Genomic DNA, 26,203 nt, shown 5'->3' on the forward strand with positions numbered 1-26,203 from the left:
CTATTCACTGCAAATTCCCCGGCGCAGGGGTCAGAAATCGCGCATTGTGTTGCCTGATGAAGGCACATCTTCTTTCTTGAAGGAGGGACTATTTACCAATTTTTTCCTTGCTTTGACGGTAACGATCCTTCTTTTGAGAATATGTGCAAAAAGCATGTAGGCGCCGAACATCGCGATATAAATGTAAAGCGAGGCCGTATTTGTAATGTCCCCGTGAAATGCGAAGAACAGTGCCGTATTGGTAATTGTCACCATCCAAAGTGAGAACGAAGCCCAGAAATGGTTCAGCCCGTTGTCCAGTAGAATATGGTGCATGTGATTGCGGTCGGCTACGAACGGGGAGCCGCCTTTAAATATGCGGACAATGAAAACCCGGAGCGTGTCAAATATCGGAACGATCAGTAATACCATCACGATGATCGGTGCATTGAAATAAGCGTTCGGATCGTGCAGGTAGCCAACATTCAGCGATAGAAATTCGACCGAGAATATTGAAAGCAGGTAACCGACGATCAGCGACCCGGTATCGCCCATGAAGATCTTGCTTGTTTTTGAAAAATTAAACCTTAAAAAACCCAGCAACGAACCCGACATAGCAAATGCGAGGCAGCCGAAAGAAAAGTGGTCGTTGAGAATAAACCAGATACCAAACCCGAGTCCGGCAATTAAACTAATGCCGCCCGCCAGTCCGTCAATCCCGTCGATCAGGTTGATCGCATTGATGATCGCGATAAATATGAAAACAGTAAGTGGAATGCTGACATAGTCAGCTACTGCGTGAATGCCGAAGATCCCGTAAAAATTATCAACCTTAAAATTCCCCATCGCTACCAAGATCAGCGAAGCGAAAATTTGAATGATCAGCTTTTTGGTAGGGTCAACTGCAAGGATATCATCTTTTATTCCAAGAAAAAACAAAATGATCACGCCCGTCATCGCGAGACTGATCAGATTGGAATCGAGAATGTTTTCAGAGTGTGGCCAGAGAAAGTAGGCGATCAGTGTGGCTGCGAAAATGGCAATACCGCCAAGTGTGGGCGTTTCGGTTTCGTGAGAGCTGCGGAAACCTGGTTTTGCCGTAAGATGCAGCAGATTAGACAGGTTAATGATAATAGGTATGGAGATTATCGACAGAAAACAGGCGATCAGAAACGAAAGGAGGCATTGGTACACATCGTGGTGGATGATGTTGCTGAAGTTTCCTTCACTTAATATCTGAAGAGGTAACTTTAAATCCATAGTGTCTGCCTTATTTATGAAGTGTAAAGAGGAAAATTCTAGTCAAATGACGTAAATTTTGTAAATATAGGAAATATCCAAGTCACCGAAATGCAAAATATTTACTGAACGTCAGGATCAGGTCTTTTTTAAAACCTGATAAATTGAAAGATTTTCCTGATTGGTTTTAGCCACAATGTGTAAAATTTCGGAGTTAATTCATTTGTTCTCCATGCTTTAAGATCATTTCGGTTTGCCTGAATCCTGTTTTTAAACGAACTGTTACTGACCCCGCCGCTCCGCATTTTGACCAGTACCTTGGGCAGGTAGCCAATCTTAATTTCTGCTTTGTGTACAAATCTCAGCATCAGCTCATAATCTGCCGCACTTCCCAGATCCAGTCGAAACTTGCCGAGCCTATCGTACAACTCGCAGCGCACAAAGAACGTAGGGTGTGGCGGCATCCAGCCATTTAAGAATGAACCCTTCTGATATAATCCCGAAGTCCATTTCCTTTTTACTATTGATCCGTTTGTAAAGTCAACGTATTCCAAATCCCCGTAACAAGCTTCATAGTTGCCCGATTTCATCAGTCCGACCACCTCGGAAATAACGGTTGAGAACGCGTAAAAATCGTCTGCATTTAATATTCCGATTATTTCACCGGATGCTAATTGTATGCCTTTGTTCATGGCATCGTAAATTCCAGCGTCTTTTTCGCTAACGAATTTGCTGACTTTCCCTTCGAAAGATTTCACAATATCCTGCGTTCCGTCCTTCGAATTTCCGTCCACGACAATGTATTCGATATCAGGATAATCCTGATTTACAATCGATTCAATGCATTGGCGGATCGTGGCTGCTCCGTTATAGACAACCGTCAGTATACTTACTTTCAATGGTTTATTATTCTTGTTTTAATGTATCTGGCAGGATTTCCCTGATAAATTCCGTCTGCGTCCAGATTCGTTGTAGCCACAGAATTGACTGTTAATACTGCGTGCGACCCAACTTTTACACCCGGACAAACCGTCGCTTTCGCGCCGATCCACGCGCCTTTTTCAATGATAATCGGCTTCACGATCAGGTCAAATGCGCTCTTCGAATAATTATGGTTTCCGGTTAAAAGCATGCAACCCTGTGATAAGCAGACGTTTGATTCGATTGTCACCATAGTGAGGTTGTCGATCCACACATTTTCACCGATCCAGGTATGGTCGCCGATTTGCAGGAACCAGGGATATTTGATGTTCACTTTTGGCTTGATCACAACCCCGTTTCCAATCTTTGCACCGAACATTCTCAGGAGACTATTCTTGAAACCGGAGGGGTAAGGCAAATGCGTGTGCACAAACAGGCGGCCTGTGAAATACCATAGTAATTGCTTCACAAAACTGCCGGGCTTGTACGAGCTATTGTCATACTTTGACAGATCGGTTTGGGTTTTTAAGGTCTTTTCCATATTCCGTTCTGAAATGTTCCATGATCTGCTCCTTGTCCTTCCCGGCCCGGTAATACACTTCGTATATCTTCGCGTCGACGAGGAAGCGGTACCAGAATCCTTGTAAAAAATGCCAGATAATACCCTTCAAACCGTCCAGAAAACCAAGTTTTAGAAAATACCGGTAACTGAAATAAATGAATGGCCGGGTAAATAGCGGCATTTTTGAGTATTTTACTTTAAGATAACGCGTCCGCTGTTCCTGCGTTCCCCAGAACTTCGGATCCACGGTCGGCTTGCTATCAAAATTATATTTAATGTTCAATAAATCAATGACTTCCCTTATTGCATAATTGTTATGCTTTTGGGTCCACCAGGTCAGGTTATTGAGGTTATGATCGACGATATCGTTTTTCAGATTTTCGACCGTTCCACTGCTGAGCTTGATATGTTCGTCCATCCACAATTCCTCGCAGGTACCGATCCCGCGGCGCCAGATGCGCAGCAGCCAGATCGGGTAGTAGCCTCCGCGACGGATCCATTTGTCCATAAATATCACGCGACGCTTTACATACAAACCGGAAACGCCCGCCGAAACCTGGCCGAGGGAGGCTTTCAGTTCGTTTGCGAGTTCGGTCGTAATGTATTCGTCGGCGTCCATCCGCATCAGCCAGGCTGTCTGAAATGGATTATTGGCGATACCAAAATTGAATTGGAAGGAATAGGAAACCCAGGGATTCTGGATCACAGTTGCGCCGAGATTTTCGGCGATGGAAACCGTATCGTCAGTTGAAAAAGAATCGACGATAAAAATCTTGTCGGTTACCTGCTGAAGACTTTGAATGCAACGTCCGATGTGCTTCGATTCATTGTGTGTCAGTATAATGACGGATAAATCAATCATATCCAGTGTGTAACGTTTCGGACTTGCTTTTCAGCGGTTACTTAAATGCTCAAAGATAGTGGCTTTTTTGAATCTTCTTGTATTCTTCCAATAATTGATTAGCGACTACTTTGATGTCAAAATTTTCGGTTACCATGTCGTACGCACGATTTGCTACGGACAAAGCGTAAGGTTTATCTTGTAATATTTTAAGAATTCCTTCCGCTACTCCCTCACTGTTCAAGGGAGTTAGGTACGAAGCGTCATACTTTCTGATATAGTCGCCAAAACCTACGCGATCGGAAACAACCGTCGGGATTTTGCACGTCATCGCTTCCAAAACTGCGATTGAAAATCCTTCCGAATAGGACGGAAGAACGAAAAGGTCAGCGTCAGAAAAAGCTTCTTTTTTATCGGTATCAGTCAGCATTCCTACCAGCTTGATGCGGTCGGCGAGCTGGTTTTTTTTGATGAATTCTTCTGTTTCCGACTGGTATCCATCGTCCGGCCCAGCCAGTACCAGTACTGCTTCGGGTAGCTGTTGGTGGATTTTTTCAAATGCAGGCAACAGCAGGTCGAGGCCCTTTTTAATATTGAGCCTCCCCATAAAAAGTATAAGCTGCTGCTTTTCAGTAATCTGATGTTTCGCCCGGAAAATTCCTTTTTCAGGTAAGTTCTGATAATCTGAAAGCTTCATTCCATTAGGAACGATCACCATATTCTTTGGCCGGTAACCCAGGTACCGGACCACGTCTTCCTCTTCGTCGGTATTATTGATCTGTATCAGATCCGCTTTTCCAAGCAATCTTTTCTGATACAGTGCAGTGACGATCTGCTTTTTCCATTTACTGTGCGCCACGGCCCATTTGTCTAGCAGACCGTGGATCGTGATGACTTTTGCTGCCTTGCTGGGGATCAAAAACGGCGCCAGACTTCCAAAATGCCAGATTCCGTGCATGTGCACCACATCGTATTCATCAATGTGCTTTTTGAGATACTGGTACATTTCGATGGAAAATTCCCTATAAATGTCACTTACAGGCGTAGTTCTGGCACATGGAATAAGCCGAGCGCCTTGCGGGGCGGGATACATTTTTTCGCCGGGCGTCATCGGGCTCAGGATATCAACCTGATGTCCCTGCGCGAGTACTTCGGTAGTGTGGTCGTAAATGATCCGGGCTGGTCCGCCGATCGCCCAGGTGTATGCACAAATATTAAGAATCCGCATTTGTTCGTAAGTGTATTTCAATGCTCAGCTTACGCCTTCGCCAGTTTTTTGTAAGTCTCTACCATTTGGGCCGCGACAGTTTCCGAAGAAAAAGGCTTGATTTTTACCAGCGAAGCTGCGCCCATTGTTTTTATTTTTTCAGGATTGTTTATAAAAAAAAGCAAAGCCTTTTCCAGTTCTTCCTGTTTTTCCGGATTGAATACGAACCCGTTTGTATTGTTCTCAACCAGATCCGCCACACAGCCGCATTTATCAGAAACGATTACGGGCATTCCGCAAACCATTGCCTCATTGACCACCAATCCCCAGGGTTCCGATTTGCTCGGCAATACCAGCACGTCACTTTGCGCCAGCCAGTTTGGAACTTCATACCATGGAAAACCGCCGGCAAAAATAACCTGATTACTAATTTTCAGCTCCTCCGAAAGCAATGCAAGCCGCTGCCGCTCAGGTCCGTCGCCGACGAATAGCAGTTGCCAGTTCACCGTTTCAGGGTCCGCGTTTTTATGAACATTACTGAATGCACGGATGAGCATTTCCAGGTTCTTTTCCGGCGCCAGCCGACCCACGTACACAAATTTCCGCGCCGCATTGCCGGTTTGTTCAGCCGCCCGCCGCTTTTTAGCATTTTCAAAATTTCTCCGGATAACTTCCTCGTCAACGACCGCCGCTTTTCGCACGGTGATATCCTTTGGCTTTACGCCCAATGATTCCAGGTAATCCGCAGAAGTTTTACCAAAACAAAAAAATGCGTTGGCCCGGGTTACTATAAAGCTTTTCAAAGTTTCCTTCCAGGAAGAGCGGCTGTGATCCAGCGAGGAAGATTCGGAAGAGATCACCACTTTTACACCTTTGAACCTGGCATAAAACATGAGCTGAACCTGCGCCATATCTCCCCAGCCGGTGATATTCAGTACGTCAGGTTTGAATTCGTTGAATACCTTAAAAAGTGCTTTTCGCCTTTCGCCCGTAGCTGTGCTATCCAGGCTGCGCTCAAAAAGTACCTGATAGGGATATTCGTAAACTACTGCGTTGTCATTTTGCATCACGCTCCGGCTCGCTTCGTATAGTGCGATCTGCGCCACGAGAAATTCACTTTCGGGATAAGATCTTCTAAAAACCTGGGAGATATCGCTGAAAAGCCTCGACTTATAATGCGCCCATAACTGATTGTGAACAACGAGTACGCGCATTACTTTTTAAGATTTAAATATTCCTGAAACAATGGGTACAAATTATCGGCCATAAAAACCTGTCCCTGGCTATTATAATGTACGAGATCCATTTTCCGATATAGTTTGGTGGAAATCGGATATTGAAATTCGTTGATCAGCCTGATATTGTTCTGTTTGGCAAATGCGATAATTTCTTCCCCCTGATCATTGAAATGCCCCATATCCACTTCGGTGATTTCCGGGTGCAGGTAAATGAAAAACGGAATATTATTGTCGCGCGCCATTTCGAAAAGCTGCTGGTATCCCGGATTGAAATCAGTACCCGGCTTGCGAATGCCAGCTTGATTGAGCTTATCTTTTTTTGCCGAATCGATTTTCACCTGGCTGGAAGAGTCTGCCGGAACCGGCTCTGGTTTCGTTTCCTGGGCAACTACCGGGACGTCGGGCTCCTGTGAGAAAAATACGGTATCAATATAATAGAAGAAAATCCAGCGGTATCGGTCCCAAAGTTCGTACAATGCAACCTTATATTGCTTGTTCGGCCAGCCAGGATCAATCCCGACCGGACTTTGGTGCGACATGATATCGTGTGCATCGTGGCTGCTCGTCACCAGGCACATCAGTTTCGCATTGAAAAGCCCAAACTTTTTCAGGTAAGCCGCCACATTATCCGGCCCCCACGAGCCCGCAGAAATATTCAATACCCGCACTCTTTGGTTGAAATCAGCCTGAAAACGCTTTTCCAGGAGGGTGGTAGCAATGCTATCCTGATCAGTAAGGCTGCCGCCGTTCACGACCGAATCCCCGATGAGCAGGATAACCAGCGTATCAGAAGGGAGAATCTCTTCATTTCGCATTGAAAACTTATTCGTTTTCAGTACATAACCAAAGCGTTTTACATCCTGATTGGGCGCATATATATATTCAAAATCAGGATCGGAAACGTAGAGCGGCGAATTACAGAAACCGTATTTTACCCTTAATACAACCTCGGTTATTCCGGCGAGAATGACGATGCCAATCAGAAATCCGTATAGGTACTTTAACATTAATGGAAGCTCTTTTCTACGTCGAATGTGTGCGCAAATTTAGAATTACTTTTTCCAAATACGATTTTTTGACTTTTTGTTGAGAAATAAGTTGCCTACAACTTTACAACTTACAGGATTTTTGGAATGATAATTTAAACAGTTTAAGGAAGTACGTTAGTTCGAAACCGGATCTACGGACCAAATTATACGCTATTTAAACCTAAGACTATGAAATGGATTGAATCAAAAGCGGGTACAACAGGTGAACCCATAAAATTGTTTGTGAACGAAGTTGGCGAGGGAAAACCCGTCATTTTTATTTCCGGCTGGCCTTTGAGCCACGAAATGTGGGAATATCAGTTCAATGAGCTTCCAAAACACGGAATCCGCTGCATTGGCTACGATCGCCGCGGGTTCGGAAAATCGGATAAAACCTGGTCAGGCTACGATTATGATACACTGGCCGGTGACCTGAATGCAGTAATCGAAAGTCTTGACCTCCACGATGTTACCCTCGTCGGATTTTCAATGGGTGGGGGAGAAGTGGTGCGTTACCTTAGTAAATACGGAAGTGCCCGCGTTTCAAAAGCTGTGCTAATTAGCTCGGTAGTACCTTATATGCTGAAAGGCGAAGATAATCCCGATGGCGTTCCGCAAGACCTGTTCGACGGGTTTGTAAAAGATGTGGAGGACGACCGCCCGCATTTCCTGGCTGGTTTTGCCAAAGATTTTTATGGTATCAGCCTGCTCAACAATGCAGTAAGTGACGAGATACTGCAGTGGCACAGCATTCTGGCATTGCAGGCATCGGGCCGGGCTACGGCCCAATGCATCCGCAGTTTCAGCGCAACCGATTTCAGAAACGACTTGCCGCTGATCGACGTGCCGGTACTGATCATTCACGGTGAATCAGACAAAACAGTGCCTATTAAAGTGAGCAGCGACCGCACTTCTGAAATGCTTCCCGCCGCTGAATATATCATTTACGAAGGCGCACCTCACGGACTTTTCATTACCCACAAGGAGCGCCTGAACGAAAATCTGATCCAGTTTATCAACGAAAACGTGGTCACGATCAGCAATCCTTATACAGATATCGCGAACTAGGTCATTTCGATCAGTTCAATGCGATTGCCAAACGGATCCCGGAAAGAAAGTCGATTTCTATCCGGGATTTTGCTTTCATTTTTGATCTCAATATTGTGTTTTTCCAGCAATGCGCGCGCTTCTGCCAGATTGTGCACCTCAAATGCCGGATGCCGGTCTGAAACACTATGATTTTTTTCAGCCCGAACATGCAGTTGAATATCCCCCATCTGAAACCAGATCGCTCCATTTGGCAACGGATAACCCAGGTCTTTCAACTCCGGCAGGCCCAGTATATTGGTATAAAATTCCCTGGCTACTTCTTCTTTGCCTTCGGGAATGCAAAGCATAATATGGTCTAATTTCTTAAAACTGATTTTCATTTTTGCAGGAGTGAATTTTCTATTGTTTTAATGGGCCTTTGCTGGCAGCGTTTCCTTCTTTCCAGACTGAATCTATCTTTCTCGTATTTTTAATATCCTTGGTTGGATCTGCTTCCAGGATGAGCATATCGGCAATTTTACCTTTTTCAAGCGTACCGTTTTCTTTATCGATCAGCAAAGCGCGGGCTGCGTTTCTTGTTGCCGCCGTGATCGCCTGCAATGGGCTCAGACCGGATTCTACCATCATTTCCAGTTCCAAATGCTCCGTGAATCCTTGCGCGCGGACAGGAAATGCGCCGGAATCTGTGCCGAGCGCGACGGTAATGCCAGCGTCGGAGATCTTTTTGAGGTTCCGCATTCCGATTTTATTTGCTGCTACATTCCGCAGGTAGTCAGGCGACTTCTTGATTTTTTCACCATAACTTTTCTCTGTAATCATTTCAAATACACCCGGTTCAAGTGACGATTTGAAAAACGGATCATTCAGCCACTCCGGACTTTCTGCGTATGCAAACTGATATTCGTCCAGGGTAAGGGTAGGAATGTAAATGACTTTTTTCTGCTTCATTTTCGCCAGCAATGCTGCATCAACTTCCTTGTCCCGGATACTGTGAGCGATAATATCCAGTCCGGCGTCGATCAGCGCGCTGGCGTCGTCGGCGTAATATAAGTGGGCGGCTACGCGAATATTCCGCTGATGCGCTTCCTTGATGATCGCCTTGTATATCTCGGGCTTCATTTTCTGACTGCCGCCACCGTGATCATCGACCCAGATTTTCACGACCGTCGGTTTAACTGCCGCAAGCTTTTCCATCATTGCCGGTACATCTTCTGGGCGCTCTGGTCGAAGCAGCAGGTTCATCCAGGAGCCGGGATTTTTGTCGGGTGTATTAAAACCGTATCCCGCAGAGAATAAACGTGCGCCCGGCAGTAACCCAGCGACCGTCGAGTCGCGTAGACCGTTGAAGATCAGCGGTCTGTCCGTTCCCATTGCCAGCACTGCGCTTACTCCGTAGTCCTGGTATTTTTTCAATTGCCGCAACACATTCTCACGTGTGTAATTCTCTGCCGACGAAGTGGTGCCTTTCAGCGTTCCAACGTGCGCGTGTGCACAGATCAGCGCGGGCATCACAGTTTTTCCGCTGAGCGAGACGATCGTTTCGGCGTTGGCTTTCAGGTTTTTACCAATTTCCTTAATGCGTTTTCCTTCAATAAGAATATCGACATGCTCCAAAGGAGCGGCGCCGGTACCGTCGATCAGCGTCACGTCTTTCAGCAGCTTTGTCCCGGGCTGAGCCCAGGCATAACCGCCTGTTGATCCAAATATTAATGCCAACAGGGAGAGCCTGGCCGGTATTCGTAACGTGGCTGTCAGGATAATATGCAGTGTTTGCATGCGTGGCTGTTTTGAGTAAGAGATTTTGGTACAGGTTTTGATAAAAGCGTCATTTTTACAAAGAACAAAAAATCAAGCTAACCGTATTAACACAGGTGAATTATGGCAAAATACTCAAAAAAGGCAAGTGAAAAGGTCGGGGAGACCTTGCACGAGCAAAAAGAAGGGAAGTTGAAATCCGGTTCCGGCAAAAAAGTCACTTCCAAAAAACAGGCGATTGCGATTGGGTTGTCGGAAGCAAGAAAAGAGGGAGCGAAAGTGCCGAAGAAAGACTAACGATCCATGTTGGCGATTGACGATCGATTATGCCGGTCGTCAATCGTCAGTCTCGTGTCCCAACTCTTTTGTCGAAGAAATTCAATGTCTGATTTAAGTTACCAAAAAACTATATCTTGTACGGTCAAAGTGTTCTTACGACCGCCTTGATATATTGAGGGCTATAATCATGAATAATTTGCGGAAGGTGTTGGTGAGTTTGTTTCGCCAGGATGAGGATCTATTTAATTTTCTTCAGGAATATGCAACGGACGGATATCTGGTTTGGGAGTATGGTAATCCTCAAAATCAATGGGCGGACGCGACGCTTTCCAGAAAACTTTCGGGCACTGCAAATGCATCTGGTCGTACAGATCTGTTAATTGATAGTCAATTCATTGAGGAATACAGATCCCGGCCCGTCTCCGACTTTGTGGAAGGCGAGCAATTTCTGAGTCACGAGATCGAGCTACAAGTGCATGGCCAGGATCAGGTTGTTTTTACAGTACATTCCAAACCCATTTTTCATCCCGAAAACAATTCCCTTCTGATCGTTTCCGGCTTTTCGGTAGTTGATAAGCAAGCGAATATGCCGCGTGCCATTCGCGATACGCCGCTGTACGACGTCTTCATGAAGAGCCAGTCGGTGTACGTAGTAGGTATTTCGCAAGAAGGAAATTACATCTACGCAAACGATTACTTCTGTGATTTCTACGGATATAGAAGAGAAGACCTGATCGGTACTTCTTCGCTGGCCGGCGTGGTGCCGGAGGATATTGAAAAGTGTTTTCTTGTCGGGCGCGCATGCTTTGATGTGCCGAATACGCCACACCCGGTTCAGCTGCGCAAAGCATCTGCCAGCAATGGCGTTAAAACCACCCAGTGGGAATTTATGGGCGTTACCAATGCCGGTGGAGAAGTCACGGAGCTTTTTTGCATTGGTTACGATTTGACGAAGCAGCTGAAAGTGGAAGAGGATTTTTCAGTGCTGATCTCCAATATGCAGGACGTACTCTTCATGATAGATCGTGAAGGGATTTTTAGTTATGCATCGCCAAGCTGGCTAAATACCTATGGATACACGGTCGAGGAAACGATCGGTCATTCGTTTATGGAATTTGTACATCCAGAGGATTTTCAGACCTGCTTCGAGGCGCTGCGCATCACGATTGAAACCGGTGTGCCCGTCGCAGGCGGCGTAGAACACAGGATCCGGCACAAGAGCGGGAAGTGGTCGTGGAGCAATACAACAGCGAACATAGAGCCTTCCAGCAAAAAAGTGATCCTCACCAGTCACGATATAACCGAGCTTCGCAATTCCAGGGAAAGACTGAAAGAGCTTGCAATAGTGGCTTCCAATACAACCGATTACATTGTTATTACAGATGGAAAGGGGCTGATAACCTGGGTGAACAATGCATACGAACAGCAAACCGGGTATAGTCGCGAAGAAGCACAGGGTAAAAGCCCGATTGAGTTGCTGCGTGGGCCTGGCTCTGATCAGGATACCATTGAACGCATTTACGAGGAATGCAAGCAGCTGAAAGTCGTGCAGGAAGAAGTTCTGTGCTATTCAAGGGCGGGAGATAAATATTGGGTCGATTTGAAAGTGACACCCGTATTTGACGATAACGGGGTTTGCACAAACTACGTGGCGCTCGAAAGGGATATTACCGCCAGAAAAGAATCCGATGACGAGTTGAAGCGGATCAAGGATATGCTTGAAGAGACCAACCAGATCGCGATGATCGGTGGCTGGGAGCTACATCCGAAAACAGGGGAACTGTACTGGTCTTCCACAACAAAAGAAATACACGAGGTAGAAGAGGATTACGAACCTACTCTGGAAAAAGCCATCAGTTTTTATAAAGAAGGATTAAGCAGGGAAGCGATCGCAGAAGTAGTCGAGGATGGAATGCTCAATGCTACTTCATGGGATATTGAATTACAGATCGTTACGGCGAAAGGCAAAGAGATTTGGGTAAGAACGATCGGGAAGTCTGAAATGGAGGGCGGTGTTTGCCGCAGGCTTTACGGTGCTTTTCAGGATATTACGACGAGGAAAATGGCTGAGGTTGAGATTCTTAACTCAGAAGCCAAGTTCAGGAGCCTGTACGATTCCACAAGTGATTCGGTGATCCTTTTTGACCGGAACGGTTATCTGGATTGTAATGCAGCGGCGATCAAAATGTTTGGGGTTGATACTGTTGAAAAGCTGAGGCAAATGTCGCTGGGGGGATTGTCTCTGCGTGGCGAAGACGACGAGCAAACGCTACTGGGCATTTCGAACCGCCATATTGAAGCCGTTTACAAAAAAGGCAGTCACAGCTTTGAGTGGATTTACAAACGGTTCGGGGATAAAAAAGAAACGTTTATCGCAGAAGTCCTGCTGAATCTGATCCACGTTAATAACCATGATATTATCCAGGCTGTTGTGCGCGATATTACGTCCCGCAAAATGGCTGAGATCGAGCTGCTGGAAGCAAGGGAGCAGGCCGAAGAAGCGAGTAAACTGAAATCGGAGTTCCTCGCTAATATGAGCCACGAGATCAGGACCCCGCTTAATGGGGTAGTCGGATTTACGGACCTCCTCATGAAAACGAGCCTTGACGAAACCCAGCAGCAATATATGTCAATGGTTTTTCAGTCGGCGAATTCGCTGCTTGATATCATCAATGATATTCTGGATTTTTCCAAAATAGAAGCAGGCAAGCTTGAACTGAGCTGGGAGAAAACGGACCTTTTAGAAATGTGCGGCCAGGTTTCGGACATGGTCAATTACCAGGCGCAGCAAAAACATCTTGAAATGCTATTGAATATCCCCGCAGATATTCCGCATTTCGTATGGACTGATCCGTTACGGTTGAGGCAGATCCTCGTAAATCTTCTTAGTAACGCAGTAAAATTCACATTAACGGGTGAAATAGAGTTGAAAATTGAGGTATTGGATAAAACGGAAGAGGAAGACTACACTTTCAGATTCTCTGTCCGGGATACTGGTATTGGTATTGAACCGCAGGACCAGAAAAAGATCTTTGAGGCATTTTCGCAGGGAGATTCTTCTACTACCAAACGGTTTGGCGGCACGGGATTGGGACTGACGATTTCAAATAGTCTGCTCGGATTAATGCGTAGCAACTTGCAACTGGAAAGCGACGTAAACAAGGGAAGTATCTTCTTTTTCGACGTTACATTCACAGTAGTGGCCGGGAAGGACCTGTTCGAATGGGAAAATGTGGATGATATCAGGAATGTTCTCATCGTGGACGATAATGAGACCAATGGGCAAATCCTGCATGAAATGCTTAAAAACAAGGATATTGACTCTACTTTCGTCAAAAGCGGGGAAGAGGCGGTAGAATTGCTATCGTCTGATCCGGACTATGATATCATCTTAATGGATTGCAAAATGCCTGGTCTGGGAGGTATCGCGACGATCAGGGAGATCAGACAAATGGACAATAAAGCGGCTTCCGGTAAACCGATCTTTTTGCTGAACGATGCTTTTGAAGAGGATTCTGTTACTGCTCTGCGTGAAGAGCTGGATGTGCAGCATTTCCTCCTTAAACCCGTCAAAATCCAGCAGCTATTCTCGGCAATTTCCGGACTTAACAGAAAAGCAGGGGAGGAGCTGGATGAACAGCCTGGAAACTTCACTGAACGTGTTATCAATGAATCGGAGATTACCATTCTGATCGCCGAGGATCACAAAATCAATATGTTGCTGGTCAGGTCGATGTTGAATAAAATAGTCCCGAATGCGGTGATCGTAGAGGCTGAAAACGGGCGGGAGGCGGTTCATGCTTACCATAAAAGCAATCCCGACCTGGTATTTATGGATATCCAAATGCCGGAAATGAACGGGTATGAAGCCGCCAGGGGGATCAGGAACCTGGAAAATGGAACGCGCGTTCCTATCATTGCGCTCACAGCCGGAACGGTTGTTGGGGAGAGGGAAAAATGTATAGAAGCCGGAATGGACGATTACCTCACAAAGCCTGTGATCAGGGATACTTTGGAAGAAATGCTCCTTCGCTGGCTTGTCAAAATCTAGTTGCGGATGCGGAAAATCTATACTACCACTTTTCTTCTGGGTTTGCTGCTACTCGAAAATCTGCTCATACATTCTTTCCAAACAGCAAATGCAACGCCCAAAACAGTGCCGCCGCAATCGACGCTCACTGAACTTTATGCAAAAGCAGATGATTATGCCACGGCCTGGCCCGACTCGCTCCGGAAAATAGCAGGTCTGGTAATGCAAGAGGGAAAAAGGCTCAATGATAAAAATGCGCTCGTGCGCGGGCAGCGTTACGAGGCACAAGCGCTGTGGCGGTTGGGTAGCCACGATAAGGCTATGCAAATGGCAATCAAGGCATTAAGTGATGCCGAAAAATGGAAAACCACCTCCGAGCTGCCAGACATTTACGGCGTGATCGGCAACCTGCACAAAGAGAAAGCGAATTATAGTATGGCACTGGCGGCCGTTGCAAAAGGGATGGGAATTGCCAGAAGCAGGCGGGACACGGTCGGAATTATCTACATGGCGCGCCTGCAAGCGATGTTCACCCAGGGGCTCGGAGCCGACAGAAGGGACAGTATCCTGATCGATAAATCGCTGGATATGCACCTGGAAGGCTTAAAGCTGGCAGAATCGTCGCCGCGTTTTGAAAAACACACTATCGGATATTACAACAACCTAGCCCAGGTTTATGTGAAAAAGAAAGATCCCGAAAAGGCGCTTTTTTACGTAACCAAAGGGATGAATCTGGCAAAAAAACACAACCAGCTGCTTTCGCTCACTTACAGCTACACCTGGCTTTCGCAGATATGGCTAATGCGGGAGGACAAGAAAAAGGCTATTGGTTACCTTGAATCTGCATTAAAAATCACCCAGGAACTGCATAATCCGTTTCGCGAAATGGAGGTGAACCGGTACCTGTACCGCGCACTTAGTCAGACCAGTAACTACAAAGAGGCGCTGGCCGCCTACACGCGATATAGTGAGATCCGGGATTCGTTGCGGGTGCTCGAAAATGTGAGACAGATCGGGGAGGTGCAGATGAAATATGAGGCAGATAAGAAGGACCAGCAGATTGGTGCATTGGGCGCAGCTAACAGGAGTAAAACGCGGGAAATTGTCTGGGCACTAGGCGGGCTTCTTGCATTTCTGCTTCTCTCGGTCTTTATGTTTTTCCAATACCGGACCATTTCCAGAACTAACAAGGTGCTGGCCAAAAACAACCAGAAGATCAATGATCAGGCTGAAAAGCTGACGGTGCTGATGAAAGAACTGCATCATCGGGTGAAGAATAATTTGCAGACGGTTTCAAGTTTACTCAGCCTGCAATCCAGCCGGATAACCGACGAGGATGCCAGGCAAAGTATCCGCGCCGGACAACAGCGTATTGAAGCAATGTCGCTGATCCACAAGAGCTTGTATAATGATGATACGGTTAATCTGGTGAATATGCGCGAGTATATGTGTAACCTGATCGAAAGTGTAATGCAAAGTTTCGGGATCAGTCACGAGCAGTTGAAGCTGAGCATTTCAGTTTCTGTCAGGGAAATGGATATTGATACCGCAATGCCGATCGGGTTGATCGTCAATGAGTGGATCACGAATTCATTTAAACACGCATTCAAACATACCTCCGATCCGGAAATATCAGTTATCTTGGAAAACCGGGGAAACCTTTACCTTGAAATTTCCGACAATGGTGTGGGAATGGATCTTAAAAAGTGGGAATCTCCCGCGGGTTCGTTTGGAGTAAAAGTGGTAAAAGTGCTTTCCAGGCAACTGGATGGTAAATGCAAGGTACAAATCGCCGGTGGTACGAAGTTTATTATGGAAGCTCCGCTGCGGCAGAGAAGTACTGACGGCTAGAAAGCACATTATTTATGGAAAAGGAGATCAAAATTTTAATTGTAGAAGATGAAGGTATTCAGGCTATGGGCCTGGAAGAAACGTTGGAGCAGGCGGGTTATCAGGTGGTTGGAATCGCAGATAGCAGCGAAGAAGTGCTTCAATTCGTAGCAGCAAGCCCAATCGACCTGATTGTGATGGACATTCATATTAAAGGAGAAATGGATGGGATAGATACAGCCAAGCTCGTACGGGAGGAGCGGCCGGAAATGCCTATTATCTATTTGACTGCTTATATGGACCAGGAAACCATTCGCCGTGCAGCGGAAACCTCACCGGCTGGCTACATTACAAAACCTTACAGGCAATTGCAGCTGCTTAGCAATATTGAGCAGGCTCTTGCAGAAAATAAAAAATAAAACAGGAAAGCTAAGCGATAAATGCTTTTACCTTCCTGTTAATCAATTTGTTATCCATTGACAACCTGTCCGCCGTTAGGGTGCAATACCTGTCCGCTCATGTAGGAAGCATCCTCACTTGCCAGAAATACAAAGCAGGTAGCTACCTCACTAGGCTGGCCCGGGCGTTTGAACGGGGTATCCTTCCCAAACTCCTTAACCTTCTCAGAATCAAATGTTGACGGAATTAACGGAGTCCATATTGGTCCAGGTGCAACTGCATTGACCCGTATTCCCTGTTCCGCCAGATTCATCGCCAGCGACCTGGTATACGCCACGATCGCTCCTTTGGTGGACGAGTAATCCAATAGCGACGGGCTGCCGTGATAGGCGGTAATGGAAGTGGTATTTATGATCGAATCCCGTTCCGAAAGATGTGGAAGGGCCGCCTGGGTAAAGTAGAAGAATGAGAAAATATTTGTCTCAAAAGTAGTGGCGAGCTGCTCGGCAGAAATCTCCCTGATATCCTCTTTGGGGTGCTGCTCGGCGGCATTGTTTACCAGAATATTCAGCTTGCCAAATTCACTTACCGTCCTGCTCACAGCGTCTTTGCAAAACTGTTCGTCGCGAATATCGCCCTGGATCAACAGACAACCTTTTCCTTCGGCTTCTACCATAGCTTTGGTTTCCGAAGCATCCTGGCTTTCTTCCAGATATACGATAGCCACATCGGCACCTTCGCGGGCGAAATGAACAGCTACCGCGCGGCCGATTCCACTATCACCTCCTGTGATCAGCGCGGTTTTACCCTGCAACTTGCCGCTTCCCCGGTAGTTTTCGCGGATAATAACCGGAGCCGGATCCATCAATTCTTCTATTCCAGGCCGTACGTTCTGCGTCTGACCTTTGGTATCAATGTCGTAATCCATGTTATAATTTGTTTGGTGAAGTTGACCGCCTGGGTCAAAAACCATGTGCCAGCGCGTAGTGAGCAAATATTTTCTCACCAAAAAATAGGGTGAAAAGCTGGAACCGGCATAATTATAATAACCGCATTCCGCAGGATATAGCACTAAAAATATAAGAATATGGCTACGAAGAAAGTAGTGATAATCGGCGGAGGCTTTGCCGGTATTAACCTGGCGCAGAAACTCTCTAAGGACAAAAATTTTCATATTACCCTGGTTGATAAGAACAACTATAATTTTTTCCCGCCACTGCTGTACCAGGTGGCGACGGGTTTTCTGGAAGCTTCTAATATCAGTTACCCCTTCCGGAAATTTTTTCAGGGAAAAGAGAATCTCAGGTTTAGTCTGGGAGAATTTCGTCAGGTATTTCTCGCACAGAATAAGGTGCTGACCGACGCCGGCGAGATTGATTATGATTACCTCGTATTTGCCACCGGTACCGAAACCAATTATTTCGGGATGGAAAATGTTAAAAAGAATGCGGTACCGATGAAAACGGTAAAGGATGCGCTGGCCCTGCGCAATACGATCCTGGCAAACAAAGAAAAGGCGGCCCGAATTAACGACCTGGCAGAGCGGAGAAAACTCTTATCGATCGTAGTCGCCGGCGCTGGCCCTACTGGCGTGGAAGTATCGGGGATGTTGGCAGAAATGCACAAGGGAATTTTTAAAAAGGATTATCCAGAGCTCGGAAGCGACGAGGTTGAAATCTATCTGGTCGACGCACTGCCGGTTGTTTTGAACCCGATGAGCAAAAAATCACAGGAAGAAACGCTGGCTGAACTGAAAGGTCTGGGTATTAAAGTACTGCTGGATCACGCGGTAAAGGATTATGAAAATGATGTGGTGACTTTTGCGAATGGAAAAACCATTGAGACTAAAACGCTGATCTGGACTTCCGGCGTTACCGCGGTAGAGTTGCCCGGCCTCCCAAAAGAAGTTCTTGGCCGAGGAAAGCGCGTGCTGGTGGATCGCTACAATAGGGTAAAGGGATTCGAGAACGTTTTTGCGCTCGGCGACATTTGCATGATGGAAGGCGACGATGACTTTCCAAACGGTCACCCGCAGTTGGCGCAGGTCGCTATTCAGCAGGGTAAGAATCTGGCTAAAAATTTGAGTCTGATGTTGTCTGGTAAACCGCTCACAAAATTCAGTTATATTGATAAGGGGACAATGGCGATCATCGGTGTAAACAAGGCGGTGGCCGACCTGCCTCGCGGTTTGCATTTCAAGGGTTTTATCGCGTACTTTCTGTGGATGGTCGTACACTTGTTCTCATTGATCCGTTACCGTAATCAGGTTAAAACGTTTTACAACTGGATGGTCGCTTTCGTTACCCGGGACCAGTCGCTGCGTTTCATCCTTGATTCCAAACCGGATAAATGAAAGAAGCTGCCGCCATATTAAAACCTTACACTGTTAGTATTCATTTAATCTATTATGATTCAGAGTATTACTGATCGCAGCGAGCATCCGTTCGAATGGATCGATATCGTTGACCCCGATCAGCAAGAGCTTGATGAACTTACCAGGAAATATAATTTGCACAGCTCGTCTATCAATGACTGGCTTCAAGTTGACCATCTTCCGAAGTATGAAAATGTACATAATTACATCTTCATTATTTTCAGGTTGCACGCTGATAACGTGTCCGATGAAGCAGATACGGTAACAGAACTGACTGACAAAGTGGCAATATTCATGTTTGACGAACTTGTGATCACTTTGCACAAAAAAGAGTGGCTGGCTCCTCAGCATATCAAGGAAAACCAGATTAAGGAACATACCTGTGAAAATACGCATCAGCTTGTAAATGAGATCATTAAAAGCTGCATAGCGACTTACGAAGCGCCTTCTTCGAAGCTCACTTCGGATATTGAGTTCTATGAAGAGAATATGTTTCTCAAAAACAGAAAACCCTCTTTACTTAAAGGACTTTACTACCTGCGCCGGCAGGTGGAGGTGACCCGCCGCGTGCTCATGCTGTCCCACGATATTGTTGATAAAATCGATAGTAGCGAACTATCAAATACCTACACGCGCGACACACGCGACTTGTACGTAAAGCTTCACAACATTTACGATACGCTGTTTGAGAACATGAACCAGCTGGTAATGATCTATTTTTCAATATCCTCCCAGCGCACTAATGACATTGTGCGGGTATTAACGGTGTTTTCAGTATTCTTTATGCCACTTACATTCATTGTGGGGATATATGGGATGAATTTTGAGCACATGCCGGAATTAAAATGGCGACTTGGCTATCCCGGGGTAATGATATTAATGGGCGCAATTACCGTAGGTATTTATATCTGGTTCAAAAGGCGCGGCTGGTTGTAATCGCGTCCACCTCCCCTAAAACTTTATGAAAAAAGGCTACCTAAACCAATACCTCTTATTCCCACTTCTTGCTTGTTTTCTCAGTTTGTTTAGCCATCAAAAGGCGAATGCATTCCTGATCCCGAAGGCTCCATCCAACCTTAACATTGTTTCTGTAACTACCAGTTCAATTTCACTTTCTTGGACTGATAATGCGTTGGATGAAACGGGTTTTGAATTGGAAACCTCAACAGATGGGCTTAAATATGCTAAAATCGCTGATTTAAAATTGAACACCGTTAGTTATGTACATGATAGTTTAGCAGCCGGGAAGAAATTTTGGTACCGGATTCGCTCCAAAAACGCTTCTGGTTTTTCTGCGTATTCTAATATTGTTACTGCTACTTCGTTAACTCCAATCACGATTCCGAAACCGCCGACTACGCTGGTAGCAACCGCTATCTCGGCATCTCAGATTGCGCTGACTTGGGTAGACAATGCAACTGACGAAACCGCATTTGAAATCGAGCAATCTACCGACGGAGTTACTTTTGCAACGATTGCCGAAGTTTTAAAGGATATTGAAATTTATCAAAATGTGGGACTGGAACCGGCTACAAAGTACTGGTACCGGGTCGCGGCGAAGAATAGCGCGGGGAAATCGGCATACTCCAATATAGCTGCGGCGACTACCTTACAGGTTCCCCCGGCGGCTCCAACTGCGCTTTCGGGCGTTTCGGTGTCGCAAACGCAGATTAATCTTTCCTGGACTGATGCATCGGACAACGAAACAGGTTTTGAGGTGGAACGCTCGCTGAACGGTATTACCTACCTCAAAATAGCGGCCGTGAGCACGAATGTGACTACTTTTCAGAATACAGGGCTTGTAACGAATACATTGTACTATTATCGCGTGCGGGCTGTGAATGCGGCTGGCGCGTCGGCATATAGTAATGTGGGTTCATTCCGGACGCAGAATATTCCTGCGCCAAATCAGCCGGTGAATTTTACGGCTGTGCCAACTTCACCCGGCCTCATCCAGCTTCGATGGGCCGCTGTGACAGGCAATGCGACAGAAACGATTATAGAAAGGACGAAAGCCAGCGATGATAATTTCGTCGAAATTGGCCGCGTACCGGCTGCTACATTGCAATTCGAGGATCGGGAGGAGCTGGAAACTGTAGACTATTTTTACAGGATCAAGGCTGTCAATGCGGGTGGTAGTTCTCCATACAGCCTGCTCTCACTTGTGCGCGCGGCTTCGATTATCACATCAGTTGAGGATCCGGGGAATGGATACGAATTGTACCTCGCCGGGAAAACATTGATCGCAAACACTCCACCCGCAGGCGCGGGCGAATTGCTGATCTATAATATGAATGGAAAAAAAATTAAGGCAGTCATAATCCTGAAAGCATTGCGGCTGGATCTGAGTGGCTGGCAGGCGGGCATTTACATTGCAGTAATCCGAACAGAACGGGAAATAATATCACGCAAAATCGCCCTTTATTGAGAAAAGACTACTTACTATGAGACTATTATCCTACCTCGCGCTAGCAATTTAGCTCGCATGTTTCGCCGCTCCGGCAAAGGTTTTCGGACAAAAGAAAAAAGGATACCTGCTCGGTGAAATAATAAAAAGCTAGGCTGATTACCGTTGCGAAACCAGTCCGAGCAGATCAGATTTTGACAATGTTTTCAATACCGAATTGTCCGTCTTTACCAGGTCATTCGCCAGATCCTTTTTAGTCGATTGCAATTCCAGGATCTTCTCTTCAATCGTACCTGGACAAATCAGCCGCACTGCGATCACATTTTTTTTCTGCCCGATCCGGTAGCTTCTGTCAATTGCCTGATTCTCCACTGCCGGATTCCACCACGGGTCGATCAGGAATACATAATCTGCTTCGGTCAGATTCAATCCGGTTCCGCCTGCTTTGAGACTGATCAGGAATACGCGCACATCAGGATTGTTTTGAAAATTATTAACCCTCGCTTCCCGGTCTCTGGTCTGTCCGGTAAGGTATTCAAATGAAATATTTCGTTCGGTCAGTTCAGCTTTGATCAGGTCGAGCATGGTCACGAACTGGGAGAATACCAATATCTTATGCTGCGGCGATTTGCTTTCGATCTGCTCCATTAAAGCGTCGATCTTGGCCGACGAGTTTCCATAATAGGCGTCGTCATTGAGCAGCGCGGGTGAATTGCAGATCTGCCGTAGTTTCGTCAACCCTTGCAGAATATGCAGTGATTCGCGCGGGATATCCACTTCATTTTTTGTGTTCAGGAATGTGTAAAATTCAAGTTCATACGCATTGTATATCTTCCGCTGGTCGTCACCCATTTCGCAATACAGGATCATTTCGGTTTTGTCAGGAAGCTCGGTAGCAACCTGTTTTTTAGTCCGCCGGAGTACAAAAGGATTGATGCGTCGCTGCAATTCGCGCGCACGATCATTGTCCTTAAACCGGTCTATCGGTATGGAAAAGTGGTTTTTGAACTGCGTTTTGTTACCCAGCAAGCCCGGGCAGGCGAAGGATAATTGTCCGTACAGATCGAAAGTATTGTTTTCCACCGGAGTACCCGTAAGCACCAGCTTATTGCGCGATTGCAGCAGCCGCGCCGCTTTATAACGTTGCGATTCAGGATTTTTAATAGCCTGCGATTCGTCAAGTATAATATAGTTGAATACGTATTTTTTTAGAAAATTCACGTCGGAAAGCAGTGTACCATACGAAGTAAGCACGATATCAAAATAGTCGAAATCGGTAATTTCCCGCTGCCGCTCGGCGCCGTAAATAGTGAGCACTTTCAGCTCGGGCGCAAATTTTTCAATCTCGGCCTGCCAGTTGAATATCAGCGAAGTAGGCATAATGATCAGGCTGGTGCTTTTCCCGCGCTTCTCCTTTTGTGAAAGCAGAAATGCAATCACCTGAACCGTTTTTCCCAAACCCATATCGTCGGCCAGACAGCCCCCGAAGTCGAATTCGTCCAGAAAGTTGAGCCAGTTTAAACCTTCTTTCTGGTAATCACGGAGGGACGCGCGCAGGCTGGCGGGTACTGCAACCGGCTGTATCGTTTCGAAATTGGCCAGATTTGATTTAAAAAAGGTGATCTGCGCCTGCACTTCTTTGCTTAAAACTTCTGCCTCGTATAACTCGCTGATCGCCACAAAGCTGCTTTTCGGCATTCTGATCAGCTCGCCGCTGAGTTCGCCGGCCTCAAAGAATTTGGCAAATTTATCAATCCATTCTACGGGCAATATCCCCATCGTGCCATCGCCAAGCTCCACATATTTCGTCCGGTTTTTGACAGCTTTATGTAAATGTTTCAACGTAACCTGCTGTTTTCCAAACTTGACCTGAGCGACGGTATTGAACCAATTAATCCCACTTTCGACACTCACAGATATCGAAGCTTTGTTCAGGTTCAGTTTATTTTTTGTCAAAGTATTAAAACCTAAGATGCTGATTCCCTGGTGCTGCCATTCTTCAAATGCATTCAAAAACCAGTTTTCATCCAAAAACTGACCTTTGTGTAAATAGACAAAATCTTTGCCCAGCTGATCTTCAAAATCTGGATGTTGGCGGATCAATGCGGCGCTGAAACGGAGCTCCTCGCTGGTGTTGCGTAAAACCGTAAAAGGATGCCCGTGGTTATCGACCGAATAGATTTCCTTTCTAGAAAACAGCGGTACTTCCACCTTTCCATATTGCATAACCGGCGTGATCAGCACGTAGTTACCAAAATCTTCCAGGTACACCAGCTTCTTCGGCTCAGTATTGAATCCTGCTTCTTCCTTCTGATTTTCCGTGGCAGGTTTGAGAAATGAATAAGTGATTCTAATGCGGTTTTCGAGCTTCGAGAGCAGGTTTTGTCGAAACGATTCGAATTTGGATTCGTGGATGAAAATCTTTTGGTTATGCTGCCGGAAAAACTGGATCGTATTCAGAATATCCTCCCGGTCGATCAGGTAAAGAGAGTTGAGGTAGAGGACGAAATAATCGAATCGCTGCTGTACTTTTTCCAGATCGAGGTAAATGCCGTCGAGGATCAATTCCCCTGAAATATGATAGAAAGGCGGTTTATGATCAATATTCAGTTGAAGGTCGACCGGTGTTTGCTGCATTTTTACGGGAACCAGCGAGGCTGCATTCACATTCTCGGAAACTTCCGGGTCGTGGTAAAAGAAGTCAACTTTCAGAGGATTTTTGAGGATTGCCTTGAAGCCGCCAATATCATTATCTCGATGTTTTTTTCTGAAATTGTTTTGAAAACCGGCGATAGCTGTGAAAAACTTCACGGAGTCCGGATCTTCCGTTTTCCATACCTGTTCCATCGGGTTCAGCGCAGTGACCGGATTTTTGATCTTACCGTCGCGGGTCGTGGCTGCTTCGTATAGTTCGGTAAAAAAGTGCTCGTAGTACTTGTTCAGGCCGATTACGACGAGCTTTTTTGTTTGGGTTGAAGCATCTGTGTCCGCAGGCAAACCTTTACTCCGCGCCGGTACCAGGCTTTCTTGCAGCAGCGTAACTGATTTGTCGTCGATCGGAAGCAATTCTTTCAGTCGCGGCTTGATGTGCAGCTCACGGTTCGCGTAGCTCAGTTCGAAGAAATCGTCGAGGTAAATCTCATTTTGCAAACCATAGTCAGCAGCAACAGTCCTGATCTGCTCATATCTGAGCCGGTGGTCGAAAAATGCGCGTAGTTGTTTGTGTTTAAGCAGATTATAAAGAACCTGTGCCTGGTGCTCACATAATTTTCGTTTTGGCTGGCTGCATTCGCAATAGATCTGGACCGAGTTCTGATTTTGCCTGATTACTATTTTAAGCACATCACCCGTAATGCCGGAAATCCGGAACGCACCATATTGCAGGTCGATTTCATGCGGCTGAATATCAAAGTAGCCGCGTTTCTCCGTTTCCGGCATGGTAACACTGTTTTGCAGGATGTGCGTAGCGGTGAGATCGGCTATATTAAAATCGGGGAAAATGAAATTATGCAGGCTGGGAGTGGCAGTATCGTTCGGCTCAATCTTTCTCATAAGGCAAAATAAACAACTAATGTCAAATGCCGAAAACAAATGCATTGGTACGGATATTAAGGCGAAATTATCGAAATTGAGAATTGAATAGGAGTGTTGGTTTTTGGTTTAAAACAAAACTATAAGGAAATGGAAATAGGAATAGCAGCCGATCACGGCGGGTACGAGCTGAAAGAATTTTTGAAAAAGTATCTGGAAGAAAAGGGACATACGATCAAAGACTTCGGTGCATTTGCATTGGATAGCCAGGACGATTATCCGGACTATGTGATTCCGCTGGCGGAGGCAATTGTCTCGCAAAATGTGGAAAGAGGCATCGCCGTATGTGGCAGTGGGGTAGGCGCTTCCGTGGTTGCCAATAAGGTTTCAGGCGTTCGCGCGGCGCTGATCAACGATCACTTTTCGGCACACCAGGGCGTGGAAGACGATGATTTGAATTTGCTTTGTCTGGGCGGCAGGGTGACGGGTAATATGGCTGCGCAAGAGCTGGTTGAAGCTTTTCTGAATGCAGAATTCACCGGTGCAGAGCGTCACATGCGGCGGCTGGATAAGGTGAAGGCACTGGAAAAAAACGGTTAAAAATGTGTTCAGGACGCGGATTTGGCATTATTATTTTGCAAAATCGCGTAATGAAAAAACCGACACGCCCCCGTTTTGTAAAGCTTGCCGCTTTCTTTTTAGTTCTTTTTTCGAGTGCTGCATTTGCTCAGCAAACAGCCGATTCAATCAAAATCCTGCCCGCTGATTCGGTAGCGACTACCTGGCCGGACACTATGATCCGGCCGCGAAAGGCATTGATCGACACAGTCCGGTACCGTTTTATCGGCGATGGTAATTTTACGCGCGGGAATGTCAACCGGAGTTTAATGGTGCTGCGCGCGGAACTCATTTTCAGCGGCCCGCTGATCAATATCGCCTCGAATCCGAGATTTACTTATGGTAAACAAAGTGGGATCCTCGCCGAGCGCGACAGTTACGTCGATCTCTTTGTAGATATTTTCAAGAAAAGCCGGACTTACGTTTTTGGTCTGGGGGTTTTGGAAAACAGCAATTTGCGCCGCATTGATTTGCGGGAAATGGCGGGTGCCGGGGTTGGGTACCGACTGTTGAAAACCAAAACCAACGACCTGAGCCTGACTAATGCCATTCTATATGAATCGACCAATTTTATCGAGCGCAATACAGTAACTACAATCCGTAACTCTTTCAGGGTGAAAGGAAAACATTCGCTGATCCAGGACAAGATCCGATTTAACCACATCACATTCATACAGCCTGCGCTGAACGATATTTCCAATCTGCGGTGGAATACCATTATGTCGGTAGAGCTGCCGCTGAACAAATGGGTTACCCTGCGGACAAGCTTTGAAAACTCATTTGAAAGTGTGGTGGAGGCCAGCCGCAAGCGCAATGATTCCCGCATTACCTTCGGTGTTTCTGTGGGGAATAAATAATGCCGGGTTATTATAATAAGTAAGGGGAAAGGGTGAGAAAAGCTGTCTTTGTTACGGG

The 26,203-nt window shown here is 46.1% G+C and carries 21 protein-coding genes; 10 read left to right on the plus strand and 11 right to left on the minus strand.

Annotation, left to right across the window (positions count from 1 at the left end):
* Nucleotides 1–30: 30 nt before the first annotated feature.
* From KOD92_RS07055 to KOD92_RS07085, 7 genes are all read right to left on the minus strand, one after another.
* The gene (locus KOD92_RS07055; protein WP_215232852.1) at nt 31–1,239 is read right to left on the minus strand and encodes an MraY family glycosyltransferase; all 1,209 of its coding nucleotides are present in this window, start codon (nt 1,237–1,239) and stop codon (nt 31–33) included.
* Nucleotides 1,240–1,367: 128 nt separating this feature from the next.
* Entirely contained in the window at nt 1,368–2,117 is a 750-nt protein-coding gene (locus KOD92_RS07060; protein WP_215232853.1) for a glycosyltransferase family 2 protein, read from the minus strand.
* Nucleotides 2,114–2,680, minus strand: a complete 567-nt coding sequence (locus KOD92_RS07065) for a putative colanic acid biosynthesis acetyltransferase (protein WP_215232854.1) — start codon at nt 2,678–2,680, stop codon at nt 2,114–2,116. The genes KOD92_RS07060 and KOD92_RS07065 overlap by 4 nt, the downstream gene beginning before the upstream one ends.
* Entirely contained in the window at nt 2,637–3,563 is a 927-nt protein-coding gene (locus KOD92_RS07070) for a glycosyltransferase family 2 protein (protein ID WP_215232855.1), read from the minus strand. The genes KOD92_RS07065 and KOD92_RS07070 overlap by 44 nt, the downstream gene beginning before the upstream one ends.
* Nucleotides 3,564–3,612: 49 nt before the next feature.
* Nucleotides 3,613–4,770, minus strand: coding sequence for a glycosyltransferase (locus tag KOD92_RS07075; RefSeq protein WP_215232856.1), 1,158 nt, complete (start codon nt 4,768–4,770; stop codon nt 3,613–3,615).
* A 29-nt stretch (nt 4,771–4,799) separates the two neighbouring features.
* A complete protein-coding gene (locus tag KOD92_RS07080; RefSeq protein WP_215232857.1) occupies nt 4,800–5,963 on the minus strand; it encodes a glycosyltransferase family 4 protein in 1,164 nt (387 codons plus the stop codon).
* The gene (locus tag KOD92_RS07085; RefSeq protein ID WP_215232858.1) at nt 5,963–6,994 is read right to left on the minus strand and encodes a hypothetical protein; all 1,032 of its coding nucleotides are present in this window, start codon (nt 6,992–6,994) and stop codon (nt 5,963–5,965) included. The genes KOD92_RS07080 and KOD92_RS07085 overlap by 1 nt, the downstream gene beginning before the upstream one ends.
* Nucleotides 6,995–7,204: 210 nt before the next feature.
* Between KOD92_RS07085 and KOD92_RS07090 the strand changes: the two genes are divergently transcribed.
* Complete coding sequence (locus KOD92_RS07090) at nt 7,205–8,083, plus strand: alpha/beta fold hydrolase (protein WP_215232859.1); 879 nt, start codon at nt 7,205–7,207, stop codon at nt 8,081–8,083.
* Here KOD92_RS07090 and KOD92_RS07095 read toward each other — a convergent pair.
* Together KOD92_RS07095 and KOD92_RS07100 are read right to left on the minus strand one after the other, a co-directional pair.
* Nucleotides 8,080–8,445, minus strand: coding sequence for a VOC family protein (locus KOD92_RS07095; protein ID WP_215232860.1), 366 nt, complete (start codon nt 8,443–8,445; stop codon nt 8,080–8,082). The genes KOD92_RS07090 and KOD92_RS07095 overlap by 4 nt on opposite strands.
* A gap of 19 nt (nt 8,446–8,464) precedes the next feature.
* Nucleotides 8,465–9,841: an amidohydrolase family protein gene (locus KOD92_RS07100; protein ID WP_215232861.1), complete on the minus strand. Its 1,377-nt coding sequence runs from the start codon at nt 9,839–9,841 to the stop codon at nt 8,465–8,467.
* A gap of 102 nt (nt 9,842–9,943) precedes the next feature.
* Here KOD92_RS07100 and KOD92_RS07105 point away from each other — a divergent pair, with 102 nt between their 5' ends.
* From KOD92_RS07105 to KOD92_RS07120, 4 genes are all read left to right on the plus strand, one after another.
* Entirely contained in the window at nt 9,944–10,117 is a 174-nt protein-coding gene (locus tag KOD92_RS07105; RefSeq protein WP_215232862.1) for a DUF6496 domain-containing protein, read from the plus strand.
* Nucleotides 10,118–10,286: 169 nt separating this feature from the next.
* Nucleotides 10,287–14,150, plus strand: coding sequence for a PAS domain S-box protein (locus KOD92_RS07110; RefSeq protein ID WP_215232863.1), 3,864 nt, complete (start codon nt 10,287–10,289; stop codon nt 14,148–14,150).
* A 6-nt stretch (nt 14,151–14,156) separates the two neighbouring features.
* Complete coding sequence (locus KOD92_RS07115) at nt 14,157–15,980, plus strand: tetratricopeptide repeat-containing sensor histidine kinase (RefSeq protein WP_215232864.1); 1,824 nt, start codon at nt 14,157–14,159, stop codon at nt 15,978–15,980.
* Between the two features lie 14 nt (nt 15,981–15,994).
* On the plus strand, nt 15,995–16,378 hold the full coding sequence (locus tag KOD92_RS07120) for a response regulator (RefSeq protein ID WP_215232865.1): 384 nt from the start codon (nt 15,995–15,997) through the stop codon (nt 16,376–16,378).
* A 50-nt stretch (nt 16,379–16,428) separates the two neighbouring features.
* Here KOD92_RS07120 and KOD92_RS07125 read toward each other — a convergent pair whose 3' ends face one another.
* Nucleotides 16,429–17,286 carry an SDR family oxidoreductase gene (locus tag KOD92_RS07125; protein ID WP_215232866.1) on the minus strand — a complete coding sequence of 286 codons (858 nt, stop codon included), beginning with the start codon at nt 17,284–17,286 and terminating at the stop codon, nt 16,429–16,431.
* 159 nt (nt 17,287–17,445) lie between these two features.
* Between KOD92_RS07125 and KOD92_RS07130 the strand changes: the two genes are divergently transcribed.
* Genes KOD92_RS07130 through KOD92_RS07140 form a run of 3 tightly spaced genes read left to right on the plus strand, consistent with a single transcriptional unit; the run spans nt 17,446 to nt 21,160 of the window.
* Entirely contained in the window at nt 17,446–18,711 is a 1,266-nt protein-coding gene (locus KOD92_RS07130) for an NAD(P)/FAD-dependent oxidoreductase (protein WP_215232867.1), read from the plus strand.
* A 54-nt stretch (nt 18,712–18,765) separates the two neighbouring features.
* Entirely contained in the window at nt 18,766–19,668 is a 903-nt protein-coding gene (locus tag KOD92_RS07135; protein WP_215232868.1) for a magnesium transporter CorA family protein, read from the plus strand.
* 25 nt (nt 19,669–19,693) lie between these two features.
* Nucleotides 19,694–21,160 carry a fibronectin type III domain-containing protein gene (locus KOD92_RS07140; protein WP_215232869.1) on the plus strand — a complete coding sequence of 489 codons (1,467 nt, stop codon included), beginning with the start codon at nt 19,694–19,696 and terminating at the stop codon, nt 21,158–21,160.
* A 138-nt stretch (nt 21,161–21,298) separates the two neighbouring features.
* Here KOD92_RS07140 and KOD92_RS07145 read toward each other — a convergent pair whose 3' ends face one another.
* The gene (locus tag KOD92_RS07145; RefSeq protein WP_215232870.1) at nt 21,299–24,691 is read right to left on the minus strand and encodes a DEAD/DEAH box helicase; all 3,393 of its coding nucleotides are present in this window, start codon (nt 24,689–24,691) and stop codon (nt 21,299–21,301) included.
* 129 nt (nt 24,692–24,820) lie between these two features.
* Here KOD92_RS07145 and KOD92_RS07150 point away from each other — a divergent pair, with 129 nt between their 5' ends.
* Both KOD92_RS07150 and KOD92_RS07155 read left to right on the plus strand, forming a co-directional pair.
* The gene (locus KOD92_RS07150; RefSeq protein ID WP_215232871.1) at nt 24,821–25,270 is read left to right on the plus strand and encodes an RpiB/LacA/LacB family sugar-phosphate isomerase; all 450 of its coding nucleotides are present in this window, start codon (nt 24,821–24,823) and stop codon (nt 25,268–25,270) included.
* 50 nt (nt 25,271–25,320) lie between these two features.
* The gene (locus KOD92_RS07155) at nt 25,321–26,145 is read left to right on the plus strand and encodes a DUF481 domain-containing protein (RefSeq protein WP_215232872.1); all 825 of its coding nucleotides are present in this window, start codon (nt 25,321–25,323) and stop codon (nt 26,143–26,145) included.
* Nucleotides 26,146–26,203: the final 58 nt, after the last annotated feature.

It is taken from the genome of Dyadobacter linearis (assembly GCF_907165045.1).
Lineage (GTDB): Bacteria > Bacteroidota > Bacteroidia > Cytophagales > Spirosomataceae > Dyadobacter > Dyadobacter linearis.